Genomic DNA, 14,192 nt, shown 5'->3' with positions numbered 1-14,192 from the left:
GTCACGCTGCCGGAAGGTACGGAAATGGTCATGCCTGGCGACAATGTTGCCATGGACGTCACCCTGATCGTGCCGATTGCGATGGAAGAGAAGCTTCGCTTCGCTATCCGTGAAGGCGGCCGCACCGTCGGTGCAGGCATCGTCTCCTCGATCATCGAGTAATGAAGGTTTGTGCAGGAACGCTCGCTTTGGAGCGAGCGTTTCCGCGTAACAAGGAACAGATGAAATGAACGGTCAAAACATCCGCATTCGCCTCAAGGCGTTTGATCATCGGATCCTTGACGCTTCGACGCGGGAAATCGTGTCGACTGCCAAGCGTACCGGTGCAAATGTGCGCGGACCGATCCCGCTTCCAACCCGGATCGAAAAGTTCACAGTTAACCGGTCGCCGCACATCGACAAGAAGAGCCGCGAGCAGTTCGAGATGCGCACGCACAAGCGCCTTCTCGATATCGTTGACCCGACCCCGCAGACGGTAGACGCGCTGATGAAGCTCGATCTTTCCGCCGGTGTCGATGTCGAGATCAAGCTTTAATCGGCTTGAGGACGGAAGGAACGAACCCGATGCGTTCAGGTGTTATTGCACAGAAGCTGGGCATGACCCGCGTCTATAACGACGCCGGCGAGCATGTGCCGGTGACGGTTCTCCGCATGGAGAATTGCCACGTGGTAGCTCAGCGTACAGTTGAAAAGAACGGTTACACGGCTGTTCAGCTTGGCGTTGGTATTGCCAAGGTAAAGAACACGTCCAAGGCTATGCGCGGTCACTTCGCGAAGGCCGAGGTCGAGCCTAAGGCGAAGGTCGCGGAATTCCGCGTTTCGCCGGACAACCTCCTCGAAGTTGGCGCCGAAATCACCGCCGAACACTTCGTCGCCGGCCAGAAGGTCGATGTGACGGGTACTTCGATTGGTAAGGGCTTTGCTGGTGTTATGAAGCGTCATAACTTTGCCGGTCATCGCGCTTCCCATGGTAACTCCATTACCCACCGCGCTCACGGCTCGACCGGTCAGCGTCAGGATCCGGGTAAGGTGTTCAAGGGCAAGAAGATGGCTGGTCACATGGGCCAGACCCGCGTAACCACGCAGAATATTGAAGTTGTCTCGACGGACAGCGATCGTGGCCTCATTCTGGTTCGCGGTGCGGTTCCGGGCTCCAAGGGCGCCTGGATCATCGTGCGCGATGCGGTAAAGGTCTCGCTGCCTGAGAACGCGCCGAAGCCGGCCGCTCTGCGTGCAGGTGCCGCGAAGGCTGAAGCTGTCGCGACTGAGGGAGCCGAATAATGGATCTCACGATTACCACTCTTGAAGGCAAGGATGCCGGCAAGGTCAAGCTGAACGAAGACATCTTCGGCCTCGACCCGCGTGACGACATTCTTCAGCGCGTCGTGCGCTGGCAGCTGGCTCGTCGCCAGCAGGGCTCCCATAAGGCTCAAGGTCGTGGCGACGTCAGCCGCACCGGCGCCAAGATGTACAAGCAGAAGGGTACGGGCCGCGCTCGTCACCATTCGGCTCGCGCACCGCAGTTCCGCGGCGGCGGTCAGGCTCACGGGCCGGTTGTCCGTTCGCACGACCACGATCTGCCGAAGAAGGTTCGCGCTCTTGGCCTACGTCATGCCCTGTCTGCAAAGGCAAAGGCATCTGACCTGATCATCATCGATGATCTGGCTGCAACGGAAGCCAAGACGAAGCAGCTTGTTTCGCAGTTCGCCAAGCTCGGTCTTGAAAATGCACTCCTCATCGGCGGTGCGCAGATCGACGTGAACTTCCAGCGCGCGGCTTCGAACATCCCGAACATCGACGTTCTGCCAGTGCAGGGCATCAATGTTTACGACATCCTTCGCCGCGGCAAGCTCGTTCTTTCCAAGGCGGCTGTCGAGGCACTTGAGGAGCGTTTCAAATGACTGATCTTCGCCATTACGACGTGATCGTCAGCCCGGTTATCACCGAGAAGTCCACCATGGTTTCCGAACACAACCAGGTCGTCTTCAACGTCGCCCGCAAGGCAACGAAGCCGGAAATCAAGGCTGCAGTCGAAGCGCTGTTCGGCGTCAAGGTTACCGCAGTCAACACTGCAGTGCGCAAGGGTAAGGTCAAGCGGTTCCGCGGCCTTATCGGGCGCCAGAGCGACGTCAAGAAAGCGATCGTTACTTTGGCCGAAGGCCAGAGCATCGACGTTTCGACCGGTCTCTGAGAGGCCATGGAGTAAGAGACAATGGCACTCAAGCATTTTAATCCGATCACGCCAGGCCAGCGCCAGCTGGTCATCGTGGACCGTTCGGAACTCTACAAGGGCAAGCCGGTCAAGTCCCTGACCGAAGGCCTGTCCAAGAAGGGTGGCCGCAACAATACCGGTCGTATCACTGTTCGCTTTCAGGGCGGCGGTCACAAGCGTTCGTACCGTTTCGTCGACTTCAAGCGTCGCAAGCTTGACGTTGTCGGTACTGTTGAACGTCTGGAATACGATCCAAACCGTACCGCGTTCATCGCACTGATCCGTTACGAAGACGGCGAACTGGCTTACATCTTGGCTCCGCAGCGTCTTGCTGTTGGTGACAAGGTCGTTGCAGGCAACTCTGTTGACGTGAAGCCGGGCAACGCAATGCCGCTCGCTTCGATGCCGGTCGGCACGATCATTCACAACGTCGAGCTGAAGCCGGGTAAGGGCGGTCAGATCGCCCGTTCGGCCGGCACCTACGCGCAGCTCGTCGGTCGCGATCAGGGTATGGCTATTTTGCGCCTCAACTCCGGTGAACAGCGTCTGGTTCCAGGTGCCTGCTTCGCTTCGGTCGGCGCAGTGTCCAACCCGGAGCATGGCAACATCAACGACGGCAAGGCCGGTCGTTCGGTATGGCGTGGCAAGCGTCCGCACGTTCGCGGTGTTGCAATGAACCCGGTCGATCACCCGCATGGTGGTGGTGAAGGTCGTACATCGGGTGGTCGTCACCCTGTCACTCCGTGGGGCAAGCCTACGAAGGGCAAGAAGACGCGCTCGAACAAGGCGACCGACAAGTTCATCATGCGTTCGCGCCATCAGCGCAAGAAGTAAGAGAGGTAGTCTAAAGTGGCTCGTTCAGTTTGGAAAGGTCCGTTTGTCGACGGCTATCTTCTCAAGAAGGCTGAGAAGGTACGCGAAGGCGGTCGTAATGAAGTTATCAAGATGTGGAGCCGCCGCTCCACCATCCTGCCGCAGTTTGTCGGTCTGACTTTCGGCGTCTACAACGGCAACAAGCATGTGCCGGTGTCGGTTTCGGAAGAAATGGTTGGACACAAGTTCGGTGAATTTGCACCGACCCGTACCTATTACGGTCACGGTGCGGACAAGAAGTCGAAGAGGAAGTAACGATGGGCAAGGCTAAAGCTCCCCGTCAGCTCAAGGACAACGAAGCGCAAGCTGTTGCCCGTACGCTGCGCGTCAGCCCGCAGAAGCTGAACCTTGTTGCGAGCATGATCCGCGGCAAGAAGGTGAATGCGGCACTTGCCGATCTGACGTTCTCGCGCAAGCGGATCGCCGATACGGTCAAGAAGACGCTCCAGTCCGCTATTGCGAATGCTGAAAACAACCATGACCTCGACGTCGATTCCCTGATCGTCGCCGAAGCCTATGTGGGCAAGTCGATTGTCATGAAGCGCTTCCACGTCCGTGGCCGTGGCCGCGCGAGCCGTATCGAGAAGCCGTTTTCGCATCTCACCATTGTTGTCCGCGAAGTCGCGGAAAAAGGGGAGGCCGCATAATGGGTCAGAAGATTAATCCGATCGGTCTTCGTCTCGGCATCAACCGCACCTGGGATTCGCGTTGGTACGCAAATACCGGTGAGTACGGCAAGTTGCTGCATGAAGATGTCAAGATCCGCGAGTTCCTCACCGAGGAACTCAAGCAGGCTGCGATCTCCAAGATCGTAATTGAGCGTCCGCACAAGAAGTGCCGTGTGACGATCCACTCGGCTCGTCCGGGCATCATCATCGGCAAGAAGGGCGCAGACATCGAAAAGCTCCGCAAGAAGCTTTCCGAGATGACCAATGCCGATACGTCGCTCAACATCGTCGAAGTTCGCAAGCCGGAAGTCGACGCGACGCTGATCGCTCAGTCGATCGCCCAGCAGCTCGAACGCCGTGTGGCATTCCGTCGCGCCATGAAGCGTGCCGTTCAGTCGGCAATGCGTCTTGGAGCCGAAGGTATCCGTATCAACTGCTCGGGTCGTCTGGGTGGCGCGGAAATCGCTCGCATGGAATGGTACCGTGAGGGGCGCGTTCCGCTTCACACGCTGCGCGCCGATATCGACTACGGCACGGCAGAAGCGAAGACCGCTTATGGTATCTGCGGCGTGAAGGTTTGGGTCTTCAAGGGCGAGATCCTTGAACATGATCCGATGGCTTCCGAGCGTCGTGCGGTCGAGGGTGACAATCAGGGTTCCTCGTCGAACCGCCGCCGCGAAAACGCTTAAAAAGCGGGCCGCGGGCGAGAAATTTGGAGTAGAGAACAATGATGCAGCCTAAGCGCACCAAGTTCCGCAAGCAGTTCAAGGGCCGTATCCACGGCAACTCGAAAGGCGGCACGGATCTGAATTTCGGTGCATTCGGTTTGAAGGCCGTTGAGCCGGAACGCGTCACTGCACGTCAGATCGAAGCGGCCCGCCGCGCGATCACCCGTCACATGAAGCGTGCCGGTCGTGTGTGGATCCGCATCTTCCCTGACCTGCCGGTAACTTCGAAGCCTACCGAAGTCCGTATGGGTAAAGGTAAGGGTTCGGTTGACTACTGGGCATGCCGTGTGGCACCAGGTCGCGTGATGTTTGAACTTGACGGCGTACCCGAAGATGTGGCACGCGAAGCCCTCAGACTCGGCGCCGCAAAGTTGCCGATCAAGACGCGCTTTATCCAGCGCATTGCTGAATAAGGAGAGGCAACTATGAAAGCCGCAGACGTTCGGGCGAAAAGCACCGATCAGATGAACGACGAGCTGGCCGCACTGAAGAAAGAGCAGTTCAATCTGCGCTTTCAGAAGGCTACCGGCCAGCTCGAAAAAACCGCGCGCGTGAAGCAGGTTCGCCGCGACATCGCGCGTATCAAGACTATTGCCCGCCAGAAGGCGGCCGCAAGCAAGGCATAAGGAAAAAATATAATGCCTAAACGCGTTCTGCAGGGCGTTGTCGTCAGCGACAAAAATGACAAGACTGTTGTGGTCAAGGTTGAGCGCCGCTATTCGCATCCGCTTCTCCAGAAGACCGTGCGTCAGTCCAAGAAATACAAGGCGCATGACGAGAACAACCAGTTCAAGGTTGGCGATCAGGTTTCTATCCAGGAATCTGCTCCGATCTCGAAGGACAAACGCTGGGTCGTTCTCACGAACGAAGCAGCAGGCTAAATTATAAACACGCAGCTTAGGTAGGGCAGGAGCCCTTAACCAGCTGAGAGGAAAGAAGGCGGCCAGTCATGATTCAGATGCAAACAAACCTCGACGTGGCGGATAATTCCGGCGCACGTCGTGTCATGTGCATCAAGGTGCTGGGCGGCTCGAAGCGGCGTTACGCTTCCGTCGGCGACATCATTGTGGTGTCGATCAAGGAAGCTATTCCGCGCGGCCGCGTCAAAAAGGGTGACGTGATGAAGGCGGTTGTTGTACGCACCGCCAAGGATATCCGTCGTCCGGACGGCAGCGTTATTCGTTTCGATAACAATGCAGCCGTTCTCATCGATAACAAGAAAGAGCCGATCGGCACGCGTATCTTCGGACCGGTTCCGCGCGAACTCCGCGCAAAGAACCACATGAAGATCATCTCGCTGGCCCCGGAAGTTCTGTAAGGAAGCAAGACGATGCAGAAGATTCGCAAAGGCGACAGCGTTGTCGTGCTGTCCGGTAAGGACAAGGGCCGTAAGGGCGAAGTTCTCAAGGTTATGCCGAAGGACGAGCAGGCGCTTGTTCGCGGTATCAACATCGTGAAGCGTCATCAGCGTCAGACCCAGACACAGGAAGCCGGCATCATCTCCAAGGAAGCGCCGATCCACCTGTCCAATCTGGCAATTGCTGACCCCAAGGACGGCAAGCCGACTCGCGTCGGTTTCCGCGTCGAGGACGGCAAGAAGGTTCGTGTCGCAAAACGTTCTGGAGCGCTGATCGATGGCTGAAGCTAAGGCACTTCCCCGCTTCAAGAAGCTTTACAATGAAAGCATTCGTAAGGCTCTGCTTGAAGAATTCAAATATGACAACGAGATGCAGATTCCGCGCATCACCAAGGTTGTCCTCAACATGGGCGTTGGCGAAGCCACTGGCGACTCCAAGAAGCCGGCGATTGCCGCTGAAGACCTTGGCTTGATTGCCGGTCAAAAGGCTGTTATCACCCGCGCCCGTAACTCGATCGCGACGTTCAAGTTGCGTGAAGGCATGCCGATCGGCACGAAGGTCACCCTTCGTCAGGATCGCATGTACGAATTCCTTGATCGTTTTATCACGATCGCTCTTCCTCGCGTTCGCGACTTCCGCGGACTGAACCCGAAGAGCTTTGACGGACGTGGCAACTATGCCATGGGCATCAAGGAGCACATCGTGTTTCCGGAAATCAACTACGATAAGGTTGATCAGATCTGGGGCATGGACATCATCGTTTGCACGACCGCCAAGACGGATGATGAAGCGCGCGCTCTTCTGCGTGCATTCAACTTCCCCTTCCGGCAGTAACGGCAAGCGTAGCGAGGTATATTAATATGGCCAAGACTAGCGCAGTCGAAAAAAACAAGCGCCGCGAAAAGTTGGTTAAGCGTCACGCTGGCAAGCGTGCACGTCTGAAGGCGATCGTCATGGATCAGGGCCTTCCGCTGGAAGAGCGCTTCCGCGCCACGATCCGGCTTGCCGAACTGCCGCGCAATTCATCGAAGGTTCGTATTCGCAATCGTTGCGAAGTTTCGGGCCGTCCGCGTGGTTATTACCGTAAACTGAAGATGTCGCGTATTGCGCTTCGTCAGTTGGGTTCGCTCGGTCAGATCCCGGGCATCGTCAAGTCGAGCTGGTAAGGAGTAGCATATGTCTGTGTCAGATCCTATCGGCGACATGCTGACCCGTATTCGTAACGCAGTAGGCCGCAAGAAGACGAAGGTTACGACCCCGGCTTCCAAGCTGCGCGCTCGTGTTCTTGATGTCCTTCAGTCCGAAGGCTACATCCGCGGATACACGCAGAGTGAATTCGTGAACGGCAAGGCCGAGATCGAAATCGAACTGAAGTACTACGAAGGTGTTCCGGTTATCCGTGAGATCAGCCGCGTATCGAAGCCTGGCCGTCGCGTTTACGTGTCGGTTAAGTCGATCCCGCAGGTCGCAAACGGCCTCGGCATCTCGATCCTCTCCACGCCGAAGGGTGTTATGGCGGATCATGAAGCCCGTGAACAAAACGTTGGTGGTGAGCTGCTCTGCCGCATCTTCTGATGCGGTCGACAGCGAACAGATAAAAGACAGGTATTAAAATGTCTCGTATCGGTAAAAAACCCGTGCCGGTCCCGGCAGGCGTGACCGCCAGTGTTGATGGGCAGATCGTCAAGGCCAAGGGCGCGAAGGGTGAACTCTCCTTCGTCGTGCACGATGAAGTTCTGGTCAAGATGGAAGACGGCGCTGTCAGCGTCGATCCGCGCGACCAGTCGAAGGAAGCTCGTTCAAAGTGGGGCATGTCCCGCACGATGATCTCCAACATTTTTGTTGGCGTGAAGGACGGCTTCGAAAAGAAGCTCGAAATCAGCGGCGTTGGTTACCGCGCTGCCATGCAGGGCAAGAACCTGCAGCTTTCGCTCGGCTTCAGCCATGAAGTGGTCTATGACGTGCCTGCTGGCATCACGGTTGCAGTTCCGAAGCCGACAGAAATCGTCGTTTCGGGTATCGACAAGCAGCAGGTCGGTCAGGTCGCGGCTGAGATCCGCGAATATCGCGGCCCCGAGCCTTATAAGGGCAAGGGCGTCAAGTATGCTGGCGAGAAGATCGTCCGCAAAGAAGGCAAGAAGAAGTAAGGGAAGCGCGTCATGGCATCGCCAAAAGAAACTTTGCAGCGTCGCGCTGCTCGTGTACGCCGCCAGGTCAAGGCTGTCGCCAATGGCCGTCCGCGTCTCAGCGTGCACCGTTCTTCCAAGAACATCTACGCCCAGATCATCGACGACGTCCGCGGCGTTACGCTTGCGGCCGCTTCGACCCTCGATGGCGACCTCAAGGGCAAGCTCAAGACTGGCGCCGACTCCGCAGCAGCCGCTGCTGTTGGCAAGCTGGTTGCTGAGCGCGCCGCCAAGGCTGGCGTCAAGGACGTAGTGTTCGACCGTGGTGCTTTCATTTACCACGGCCGTGTGAAGGCTCTCGCCGAAGCTGCCCGCGAAGGCGGCCTCAGCTTCTAATTAGCATTTGTGCTTCCGGAAAAGAAAAAGGAAATCAGGATATGGCACAGAGAGAACGTAACCGCGAAGATCGCGGCCGTGAGGAGCGCGACAGCGAATTCGTCGATAAGCTCGTTCACATCAACCGTGTTGCCAAGGTCGTCAAAGGCGGCCGTCGCTTCGGTTTTGCTGCACTCGTCGTTGTTGGCGACCAGAAGGGTCGCGTCGGCTTCGGTCATGGCAAGGCGCGTGAAGTGCCGGAAGCTATCCGTAAGGCTACGGAAGCTGCCAAGCGCGACATGATCTTCGTACCGCTGCGTTCGGGCCGTACGCTGCACCACGATGTCGAAGGCCGTCACGGCGCCGGCAAGGTTCTGCTTCGCGCAGCTCCTGCTGGTAAGGGTATCATCGCCGGTGGTCCGATGCGTGCAGTGTTCGAAACGCTCGGCGTTCAGGACGTTGTGGCCAAGTCGCTCGGTTCGTCGAACCCTTACAACATGGTTCGTGCGACGTTCGATGCTCTGAAGCATCAGATGCATCCGAAGGACATCGCTGCACAGCGCGGCATCAAGTACTCGACCCTTCAGGCTCGCCGCCATGATGTGGTCGGTTCGGAAGAATAGCCGATAGTTTGTGTTCGTCCGGGGCCGATCAGGCCGCCGGATACGCCATAGACAAGGGATTTGAGTGATGGCTGAGAAGAAGGGCAAGACGGTTACGGTCGAGCAGATCGGAAGCCCAATCCGTCGTCCAGCCGAACAGCGCGCAACGCTGATCGGTCTGGGTCTTAACAAAATGCACCGCCGCAGCACGCTGGAAGACACTCCGGCAGTTCGTGGCATGATCGCCAAGCTTCCACACCTCGTTCGCGTTGTGGACGAGGCGTGATAGCGCAGGGAGACAGAGATATGAAACTCAACGATCTGCGTGACAAGCCAGGTTCGGTCAAGGCACGCAAGCGTGTTGGCCGCGGTATCGGTTCGGGCACCGGCAAGACCGGTGGTCGCGGCGTCAAGGGTCAAAAGTCCCGTTCGGGCGTCTCGATCAATGGCTTCGAAGGCGGCCAGATGCCAATCTACCGCCGTTTGCCGAAGCGCGGCTTTACCAACATCTTCGCAAAGAGCTTCAACGTTGTGTCGCTCGGCCGTATTCAGGCCGCTATCGATGCAGGCAAGCTTGACGCCAAGGCTGTTGTGAACCTCGATTCGCTGAAGGCTGCTGGCGTGATTCGCCGCGCCAAAGACGGTGTTCGCATCCTTTCGGACGGCGAGCTGAAGGCAAAGGTTGCTTTCGAGGTGGCCGGTGCTTCCAAGGCCGCGGTCGAAAAGATCGAAAAGGCCGGCGGTAGCATCAAGCTTCCTGAAGCCGCTGCCGAATAAGGCTTCGATACAAAAATAAAAAGCGGCGGCCTTAGTGCCGCCGCTTGCACATTTATGCCAATGCGCATATCTGGGTAGGGTCTTTTTAGTCTCGAGGCGCGACCGCTATAGATTGCGCAAAAGGGGGCGGAGGACCGGAGACTTTTCACCGGAGAAATTTAATGGCATCGGCTGCTGAACAGCTAGTTTCCAATCTCAATTTTTCGGCTTTCTCGAAGGCAGAAGAACTCAAGAAGCGCATCTGGTTCACGCTGGGTGCTTTGCTCGTATACCGGTTCGGCACCTATATTCCGCTTCCCGGCATTAATCCTGACGCGCTTGCGCAGGCTTTCCAGCAGCATAGCCAGGGTGTGCTCGGACTTTTCAACATGTTCGCCGGTGGCGCAGTCGGTCGTATGGCCATTTTCGCGCTCGGCATCATGCCCTATATCTCTGCCTCCATCATCGTGCAGCTCATGACGTCGGTTGTGCCGTCTCTTGAAGCGCTGAAGAAGGAAGGCGAGGCGGGTCGCAAGATCATCAATCAGTATACGCGTTACGGCACGGTGCTTCTGGCGCTTGTTCAGGCCTACGCGATTTCGGTTGGCTTGCAGTCCGGTAATGGCATTGTCACCAATCCGGGGCCTTTCTTCGTGGTTTCGTCGGTGATTACCCTTGTCGGCGGCACCATGTTCCTGATGTGGCTCGGTGAGCAGATCACTGCACGCGGTATCGGCAACGGTATCTCGCTGATCATCTTCTCGGGTATCGTGGCCAATCTGCCGCATGCTATCTCCGGCACGCTGGAACTGGGCCGTACCGGCGCGCTGTCGACGGGCCTCATTCTGGGCGTTATCATTCTTGCCATCGTGTTGATCGCGGTTATTGTTTTCGTGGAACGCGCGCAGCGCCGTCTTCTGATTCAGTATCCGAAGCGTCAGGTCGGCAACCGCATGTTCCAGGGCGATACGTCGCATCTGCCGCTGAAGCTCAATACCGCAGGCGTTATCCCTCCGATTTTCGCCTCGTCGCTGCTGCTTCTGCCTGCGACGGTTGCTGGCTTTGCCAACACGACAGAAATGCCTGCCTGGGCAACTACCATTCTCAATGCACTCGGTCATGGTCAGCCGCTTTACATGCTGTTCTATGCTGCATTGATGGCATTCTTCTGCTTCTTCTATACGGCCATTGTGTTCAATCCCAAGGACACCGCTGACCAGCTCAAGAAGCATTCCGGCTTTATTCCCGGCATCCGCCCGGGTGAGCGTACTGCCGAATATATAGACTATGTACTGACACGTATCACTGTTGTCGGCGCCATCTATATCGTGCTTGTCTGTCTCCTGCCGGAATTCCTGATTTCCGCAACTGGTGTGCCGTTCTATCTTGGCGGTACCTCGCTGCTGATCGTTGTGAGCGTGACGCTCGATACGGTTGCGCAAATTCAGGGGCATCTGATCGCCCATCAGTACGAAGGGTTGATCAAGAAGTCCAAACTCAGAGGTGGGAAACGCAATAAATGAGACTGATACTTCTTGGGCCGCCCGGAGCAGGTAAGGGGACGCAGGCTGGACTTCTTACCAAGAAGCATGGAATTCCTCAGCTTTCGACCGGCGACATGCTGCGTGCAGCAGTCGCCCAGCAGAGCGAAATCGGGAAGCGCGCCAAGGCCGTGATGGATGCCGGGCAACTGGTTTCCGACGAGATCGTGAACCAGATCGTTTCGGAGCGGATCGACGCTCCTGACTGCGCGAACGGTTTTATCCTTGACGGCTATCCGCGCACCGTGCCGCAAGCCCAGGCTCTGGGAACGATGCTGGCGGAGAAGGGCCTCAAGCTCGATGCGGTCATCGAGCTGAAAGTCGACGAGAATGCTCTGGTCAAGCGGATGGAGAGCCGCGTGGCTGAAACTATTGCCAAGGGTGGTCAAGTCCGCTCGGACGATAACCCGGAAGCCTTCCGCAAGCGTCTCGTGGAGTACCGCGAAAAGACCGCGCCGCTCTCGAGCTATTATGCCGGAACCGGCGAACTGCGCGTCATCAACGGTATGGCGCCGGTTGAAGAAGTCACCGCCGAAATCGAAAGAATTCTGGTTCCGGCGTGAAAATTGAAGGGGCTTGAAGAAGCTTCGATCCAATACGGGCAGGGAAAGCGTGAAGCATTTTCTGCCCGTTTATTGCTTCCAGAAGTTGATTGATTCGTCCGTAGGCCGGGTTTCATGGCTTTACGGACGTTTAAGAGTTGACTTTTTCGGGCGATTCCGTCAAAGACTGCGCCACTTCAACTGGTTTTGAATGGCGGGTAGCGGCGGAAATCGAAAGAGGCCGGTACCGGTCGTTTAATGCTGTCTGGTTGATCGCATCTGCCAGATGGAATTTTTTATAACTCAAGGAGAACAGACGTGGCACGTATCGCTGGCGTCAACATCCCGACGAACAAGCGCGTTGTTATTGCGCTTCAGTACATCCACGGGATCGGACCGAAATTTGCTCGGGAAATCGTAACGAAGGTCGGCATCGCTGACGATCGTCGCGTTAACCAGCTGTCGGATGCTGAAGTCCTTCAGATCCGCGAAGCAATCGATGCTGACTACCAGGTCGAAGGTGACCTGCGTCGTGAAGTTTCGATGAATATCAAGCGCCTGATGGACCTGGGCTGCTACCGCGGTCTGCGTCATCGTCGTTCGCTGCCGGTTCGCGGCCAGCGCACGCACACCAACGCACGCACCCGTAAGGGTCCGGCGAAGGCAATCGCAGGCAAGAAGAAGTAATTTCGACGGGACATATGTTCCGTCGGGCCTTTCCGGTGCGCCGGTTGGGTTTGATGCTGGTCCTTGTCTGAGGACCGGTGTAGCCGCTGGAATTACGGCGGTGTAGAGATCGATTGAAAGGACTGTCATGGCCAAGGAAGCCACGCGCGTTCGCCGTCGCGAGCGTAAAAACATCTCGTCGGGCGTTGCCCACGTAAATTCGACGTTCAACAACACCATGATCACCATCACTGATGCTCAGGGCAATGCGATTGCCTGGTCGTCTGCCGGTGCCCAGGGTTTCAAGGGTTCGCGTAAGTCGACCCCGTTTGCCGCTCAGATCGCTGCCGAAGATTGCGCCAAGAAGGCTCAGGAACACGGCATGCGCTCCCTCGAAGTCGAGGTTTGCGGACCGGGCTCTGGCCGTGAATCCGCGCTGCGCGCCCTTCAGGCTGCCGGCTTTGTGATCACGTCGATCCGCGATGTTACGCCGATCCCGCACAACGGTTGCCGTCCGCGCAAGAAGCGCCGGGTCTAATCCTCGTTCACATGCCGTACGAGCCTCGGGCTTTTTAAGTTCGGGGCTCCTCTGCGGTTTCTACACTTGATCGCTACGATAGGATGGTAGCGACGATTGATAGAGGGATACTTACATGATCCAGAAGAACTGGCAGGAACTCATCAAGCCGAACAAGGTGGAATTCATCACCAACGGCTCCCGCACGCATGCAACCGTCGTTGCTGAACCGCTGGAACGCGGCTTTGGTCTGACGCTCGGCAATGCTCTGCGTCGCGTGCTTCTGTCGTCGCTTCGCGGCGCTGCCGTGACCGCCATTCAGATTGATGGCGTTCTGCATGAATTCTCTTCGATCCCGGGCGTCCGCGAAGACGTTACGGATATCGTTCTGAACGTCAAGGAAATCGCCATCCGTATGGAAGGCGAGGGCCCGAAGCGCATGGTTGTCCGCAAGGAAGGCCCAGGCGTCGTTACGGCTGGCGACATTCAGACTGTCGGCGATGTCGAGATCCTCAACCCGGATCACGTCATCTGCACGCTGGACGAAGGCGCTGAAATCCGCATGGAATTCACCGTCAACACCGGCAAGGGCTATGTGCCTGCCGACCGCAACCGTGCTGAAGACGCTCCTATCGGGCTTATCCCGGTTGATAGCCTCTATTCTCCGGTTCGCAAGGTGTCGTACAAGATTGAGAACACCCGTGAAGGTCAGGTTCTCGATTATGACAAGCTGACGCTGAACATCGAGACAAACGGCTCGGTCAGTGGTGAAGACGCAGTGGCCTATGCTGCTCGTATTCTCCAGGATCAGCTGGCGATCTTCGTCAACTTCGAAGAGCCCCAGAAGGAAGCTCCGCAGGAACAGGTTGCGGAACTGGCTTTCAACCCGGCTCTGCTCAAGAAGGTGGACGAACTCGAGCTGTCCGTTCGTTCGGCAAACTGCCTGAAGAACGACAACATCGTCTATATCGGCGATCTGATCCAGAAGACGGAAGCCGAAATGTTGCGGACTCCGAATTTCGGCCGCAAGTCGCTCAACGAGATCAAGGAAGTTCTGGCATCGATGGGTCTCCATCTCGGTATGGAAATTCCGTCCTGGCCGCCGGAAAATATCGAAGATCTCGCAAAGCGCTACGAAGACCAATACTGAGCATTTCCAGCGAAAGTGCGAAGCGGTTTCGCGTCGGATAATGCGTAAAACGAAAATGTGACCGGAAATATTCCGGCT

The 14,192-nt window shown here is 57.0% G+C and carries 27 protein-coding genes; all 27 read left to right on the top strand.

The features are described from left to right. Nucleotides 1-162, top strand: a 162-nt coding sequence (locus tag JNC70_RS11520) for an EF-Tu C-terminal domain-related protein (protein ID WP_445433027.1), incomplete at its 5' end; no start/stop codon positions are given. 64 nt (nt 163-226) lie between these two features. Continuing rightward, the gene (gene rpsJ, locus JNC70_RS11515) at nt 227-535 is read left to right on the top strand and encodes a 30S ribosomal protein S10 (RefSeq protein WP_002964363.1); all 309 of its coding nucleotides are present in this window, start codon (nt 227-229) and stop codon (nt 533-535) included. 29 nt (nt 536-564) lie between these two features. Further along, entirely contained in the window at nt 565-1,281 is a 717-nt protein-coding gene (gene rplC, locus JNC70_RS11510; protein ID WP_104756413.1) for a 50S ribosomal protein L3, read from the top strand. Continuing rightward, the gene (rplD, locus tag JNC70_RS11505) at nt 1,281-1,901 is read left to right on the top strand and encodes a 50S ribosomal protein L4 (protein ID WP_104756412.1); all 621 of its coding nucleotides are present in this window, start codon (nt 1,281-1,283) and stop codon (nt 1,899-1,901) included. Before rplC ends, rplD begins: the two co-directional genes overlap by 1 nt. Continuing rightward, nucleotides 1,898-2,191 (top strand): 50S ribosomal protein L23, encoded by a 294-nt coding sequence (locus tag JNC70_RS11500; RefSeq protein ID WP_006467028.1) that lies wholly within the window; start codon nt 1,898-1,900, stop codon nt 2,189-2,191. Before rplD ends, JNC70_RS11500 begins: the two co-directional genes overlap by 4 nt. Nucleotides 2,192-2,212: 21 nt before the next feature. After that, the gene (gene rplB, locus JNC70_RS11495) at nt 2,213-3,046 is read left to right on the top strand and encodes a 50S ribosomal protein L2 (protein WP_104756411.1); all 834 of its coding nucleotides are present in this window, start codon (nt 2,213-2,215) and stop codon (nt 3,044-3,046) included. A 15-nt stretch (nt 3,047-3,061) separates the two neighbouring features. Then, on the top strand, nt 3,062-3,340 hold the full coding sequence (rpsS, locus tag JNC70_RS11490) for a 30S ribosomal protein S19 (RefSeq protein WP_006467026.1): 279 nt from the start codon (nt 3,062-3,064) through the stop codon (nt 3,338-3,340). 2 nt (nt 3,341-3,342) lie between these two features. Continuing rightward, entirely contained in the window at nt 3,343-3,732 is a 390-nt protein-coding gene (rplV, locus tag JNC70_RS11485; protein ID WP_010659918.1) for a 50S ribosomal protein L22, read from the top strand. Further along, on the top strand, nt 3,732-4,442 hold the full coding sequence (gene rpsC / locus JNC70_RS11480; RefSeq protein WP_002964356.1) for a 30S ribosomal protein S3: 711 nt from the start codon (nt 3,732-3,734) through the stop codon (nt 4,440-4,442). The genes rplV and rpsC overlap by 1 nt, the downstream gene beginning before the upstream one ends. Before the next feature lie 38 nt (nt 4,443-4,480). Then, nucleotides 4,481-4,894 (top strand): 50S ribosomal protein L16, encoded by a 414-nt coding sequence (rplP, locus tag JNC70_RS11475; RefSeq protein WP_006467023.1) that lies wholly within the window; start codon nt 4,481-4,483, stop codon nt 4,892-4,894. A 12-nt stretch (nt 4,895-4,906) separates the two neighbouring features. Then, on the top strand, nt 4,907-5,107 hold the full coding sequence (gene rpmC, locus JNC70_RS11470; protein ID WP_104756410.1) for a 50S ribosomal protein L29: 201 nt from the start codon (nt 4,907-4,909) through the stop codon (nt 5,105-5,107). Between the two features lie 12 nt (nt 5,108-5,119). After that, nucleotides 5,120-5,362 (top strand): 30S ribosomal protein S17, encoded by a 243-nt coding sequence (rpsQ, locus tag JNC70_RS11465; RefSeq protein WP_104756409.1) that lies wholly within the window; start codon nt 5,120-5,122, stop codon nt 5,360-5,362. A 68-nt stretch (nt 5,363-5,430) separates the two neighbouring features. After that, nucleotides 5,431-5,799, top strand: coding sequence for a 50S ribosomal protein L14 (gene rplN / locus JNC70_RS11460; RefSeq protein ID WP_004683923.1), 369 nt, complete (start codon nt 5,431-5,433; stop codon nt 5,797-5,799). A 12-nt stretch (nt 5,800-5,811) separates the two neighbouring features. After that, on the top strand, nt 5,812-6,123 hold the full coding sequence (gene rplX / locus JNC70_RS11455; protein WP_006467020.1) for a 50S ribosomal protein L24: 312 nt from the start codon (nt 5,812-5,814) through the stop codon (nt 6,121-6,123). Beyond that, nucleotides 6,116-6,673 (top strand): 50S ribosomal protein L5, encoded by a 558-nt coding sequence (gene rplE, locus JNC70_RS11450; protein ID WP_104756408.1) that lies wholly within the window; start codon nt 6,116-6,118, stop codon nt 6,671-6,673. Before rplX ends, rplE begins: the two co-directional genes overlap by 8 nt. 26 nt (nt 6,674-6,699) lie before the next feature. Next, complete coding sequence (rpsN, locus tag JNC70_RS11445; protein WP_104756407.1) at nt 6,700-7,005, top strand: 30S ribosomal protein S14; 306 nt, start codon at nt 6,700-6,702, stop codon at nt 7,003-7,005. 10 nt (nt 7,006-7,015) lie between these two features. Then, on the top strand, nt 7,016-7,414 hold the full coding sequence (rpsH, locus tag JNC70_RS11440) for a 30S ribosomal protein S8 (protein ID WP_006467014.1): 399 nt from the start codon (nt 7,016-7,018) through the stop codon (nt 7,412-7,414). A 38-nt stretch (nt 7,415-7,452) separates the two neighbouring features. Then, nucleotides 7,453-7,986, top strand: a complete 534-nt coding sequence (rplF, locus tag JNC70_RS11435) for a 50S ribosomal protein L6 (RefSeq protein WP_006467012.1) — start codon at nt 7,453-7,455, stop codon at nt 7,984-7,986. Between the two features lie 12 nt (nt 7,987-7,998). Further along, a complete protein-coding gene (gene rplR / locus JNC70_RS11430; protein ID WP_104756406.1) occupies nt 7,999-8,361 on the top strand; it encodes a 50S ribosomal protein L18 in 363 nt (120 codons plus the stop codon). Between the two features lie 41 nt (nt 8,362-8,402). Further along, the gene (rpsE, locus tag JNC70_RS11425) at nt 8,403-8,963 is read left to right on the top strand and encodes a 30S ribosomal protein S5 (protein WP_006467009.1); all 561 of its coding nucleotides are present in this window, start codon (nt 8,403-8,405) and stop codon (nt 8,961-8,963) included. Between the two features lie 67 nt (nt 8,964-9,030). Beyond that, nucleotides 9,031-9,228 carry a 50S ribosomal protein L30 gene (gene rpmD / locus JNC70_RS11420; protein WP_002967737.1) on the top strand — a complete coding sequence of 66 codons (198 nt, stop codon included), beginning with the start codon at nt 9,031-9,033 and terminating at the stop codon, nt 9,226-9,228. A 20-nt stretch (nt 9,229-9,248) separates the two neighbouring features. Continuing rightward, the gene (rplO, locus tag JNC70_RS11415; RefSeq protein WP_002964343.1) at nt 9,249-9,719 is read left to right on the top strand and encodes a 50S ribosomal protein L15; all 471 of its coding nucleotides are present in this window, start codon (nt 9,249-9,251) and stop codon (nt 9,717-9,719) included. 161 nt (nt 9,720-9,880) lie between these two features. Beyond that, a complete protein-coding gene (gene secY, locus JNC70_RS11410) occupies nt 9,881-11,221 on the top strand; it encodes a preprotein translocase subunit SecY (protein WP_104756405.1) in 1,341 nt (446 codons plus the stop codon). Then, entirely contained in the window at nt 11,218-11,802 is a 585-nt protein-coding gene (locus JNC70_RS11405; protein ID WP_104756404.1) for an adenylate kinase, read from the top strand. The genes secY and JNC70_RS11405 overlap by 4 nt, the downstream gene beginning before the upstream one ends. 297 nt (nt 11,803-12,099) lie before the next feature. Next, nucleotides 12,100-12,468 (top strand): 30S ribosomal protein S13, encoded by a 369-nt coding sequence (rpsM, locus tag JNC70_RS11400; protein ID WP_006467002.1) that lies wholly within the window; start codon nt 12,100-12,102, stop codon nt 12,466-12,468. A gap of 127 nt (nt 12,469-12,595) precedes the next feature. After that, the gene (gene rpsK, locus JNC70_RS11395) at nt 12,596-12,985 is read left to right on the top strand and encodes a 30S ribosomal protein S11 (RefSeq protein WP_002964339.1); all 390 of its coding nucleotides are present in this window, start codon (nt 12,596-12,598) and stop codon (nt 12,983-12,985) included. Between the two features lie 115 nt (nt 12,986-13,100). Then, nucleotides 13,101-14,114: a DNA-directed RNA polymerase subunit alpha gene (locus JNC70_RS11390; RefSeq protein WP_061346158.1), complete on the top strand. Its 1,014-nt coding sequence runs from the start codon at nt 13,101-13,103 to the stop codon at nt 14,112-14,114. The last annotated feature ends 78 nt before the right edge of the window (nt 14,115-14,192 follow it).

Origin of the sequence: Brucella oryzae (assembly GCF_041929965.1) — a bacterium.
Classification (GTDB): domain Bacteria; phylum Pseudomonadota; class Alphaproteobacteria; order Rhizobiales; family Rhizobiaceae; genus Brucella; species Brucella oryzae.
The sequence above is the reverse complement of the archived record's forward strand: the minus strand, read 5'-3'. Positions and strand labels throughout refer to the sequence as shown.